The organism is Serratia nevei (assembly GCF_024160145.1).
Classification (GTDB): domain Bacteria; phylum Pseudomonadota; class Gammaproteobacteria; order Enterobacterales; family Enterobacteriaceae; genus Serratia; species Serratia nevei_A.
Genome location: NZ_JAMYWQ010000080.1, coordinates 1 through 1,872, shown reverse-complemented (window position 1 = coordinate 1,872; position 1,872 = coordinate 1). Strand labels below are relative to the sequence as shown.

The 1,872-nt window shown below is 57.0% G+C and carries 1 protein-coding gene; it reads left to right on the top strand.

Annotated features, from left to right (window positions below; all coding sequences use genetic code 11):
* Positions 1–422 precede the first annotated feature (422 nt).
* Positions 423–1,775: a group II intron reverse transcriptase/maturase gene (gene ltrA, locus M6G53_RS24735; RefSeq protein WP_253335186.1), complete on the top strand. Its 1,353-nt coding sequence runs from the start codon at positions 423–425 to the stop codon at positions 1,773–1,775.
* Positions 1,776–1,872 lie beyond the last annotated feature (97 nt).

Below are 1,872 nucleotides of genomic sequence, written 5' to 3'. Positions count from 1 at the left end.
TTTTCTTTGTGTGCCGGGCATGCTCAGCAGCTCGGGGGTGAAAGTCCCCTGTCCAGCCTGATGGTGGCGAAGGGCTAGTGAAGCGCAAGGGCGTCGTTGCGAGACGGGGTCTGAAGGAAGCGTGAAGCAAAACTATGACCTGACGAACAGAAATCAGATATGAGGCCAACCCGGCTGGCAGAGCGAGCAAAGGGTCGCAAAAGCCATAACCATCAAGAGCCGGGGTGGTAAATCTGGCAGGTGTGTAGTGAAAGCGGCTGAGCTTACCCCGGGAGGCCTGTCCGGCGTCCTGAATTCAGGACTGAGTGCACCGTAAGGTGCGCTGACCGGCGGACAGGAGTCAGCAGAGGGCATAGTAGGACGTTACGTCTGAAGGCCCGAACGGTAATGAGTGACGAGTATCACGGAGGTTCTGAAAGGTCATGCAGCAGAAAACGCATCGCGGCCCTGAAACCCGCAGACGGGGTGAAGCCCCGAACGCCGATTCACAGGGGGCTGAAACCGTGCAGGCACCAACGACAAGAGAAAGTCCATCGTCAGCAGTATGGTTGATGGAAGCCATCTGTGAACCAGTCAATCTCAGGTATGCCCTGAAGAGAGTGAAGGCCAATAAAGGTGCGTCCGGCGTCGATGGCATGAGCGTAAGCGAACTGCCGGGCTACCTGAAGCACCACTGGCCGGAACTGAAAGCGCAACTACTGTCAGGCAATTATCGCGCATCCCCTGTGAGAAGAGTGACCATCCCAAAACCCGGCGGCGGCGAACGCCTGCTGGGTATCCCGACGGTGGTGGACCGCTTCATCCAGCAGGCGGTGATGCAGGTGTTGCAGGCGCAGTGGGACCCGTCGTTCAGTGACAGCAGCTATGGGTTCCGCCCCGGCCGCTCAACGCATCAGGCAGTGAAACGGGCTCAGGGATACATCGAGTCGGGTTACAACTGGGTGGTTGACCTCGATCTGGAGAAGTTCTTCGATCGGGTGAATCACGATGTATTGATGAGCCGGATAGCGAAGCGGGTGTCGGATAAACGGGTACTGTCACTTATCCGTGAGTTCCTGAATGCAGGCGTGATGGAAGCGGGTATGGTAAGGCCGGTGACAGAAGGGACGCCGCAGGGCGGCCCGCTGTCGCCGTTGTTATCGAATCTGCTGCTGGACGACTTCGACAAGGAGCTGGAGAAACGCGGCCTGAAGTTCGTACGTTACGCAGACGACAGTAATATCTACGTGAAAAGCGAGCGGGCAGGCAACCGGGTGATGGCGGGAGTGACGCACTGGCTGAGCCGTAAACTGAAGCTGAAGGTCAACGCGAAGAAGAGCGCGGTAGCGCATCCGGAAACGCGTAAGTTCCTGGGTTACAGCTACAGAAGGGGCAAGAAGGTCTGGTGTGTGGTGTCACCGGAGTCGGTGAAACGGTTCAAAATGCGGATAAGAGAGCTGACGGGCCGTAACACGGGCCGAAGTCTGGAACAGCTAATCCAGCCGTTAAAACGCTATCTGACGGGGTGGAAAAGTTACTACAAACTGAACCAGTGGCCGTCCCTGTTGGGCAATCTAAACGGGTGGATAAGGCGCAGACTGCGAAGCATCCTCTGGAAACAGTGGAGAACGGGCAGAAAGCGTTACAAAGAGCTGCTCAGCCGGGGAGTAAGCAAAAATCTCGCGGCGCAGACAGCGGGGAGTGACCACAAAGAGTGGCGGATAAGTTGTAGCCCGGCGCTGAATATAGCACTCCCCAATATGCTGTTTACCAAACTGGGCCTGCCGAAGTTATAGGCAGGCGACGATCAACATAACCGAACCGCCGTATACGGACCCGTATGTACGGTGGTGTGGGAGGAGGCTGGTCGTGAGATCAGCCCCTATCCCGATT

Coding starts and splice junctions, on each gene's coding strand:
- ltrA (WP_253335186.1), top strand. CDS start 423: ATGCAGCAGAAAACGCATCGCGGCCCTGAAACCCGCAGACGGGGTGAA.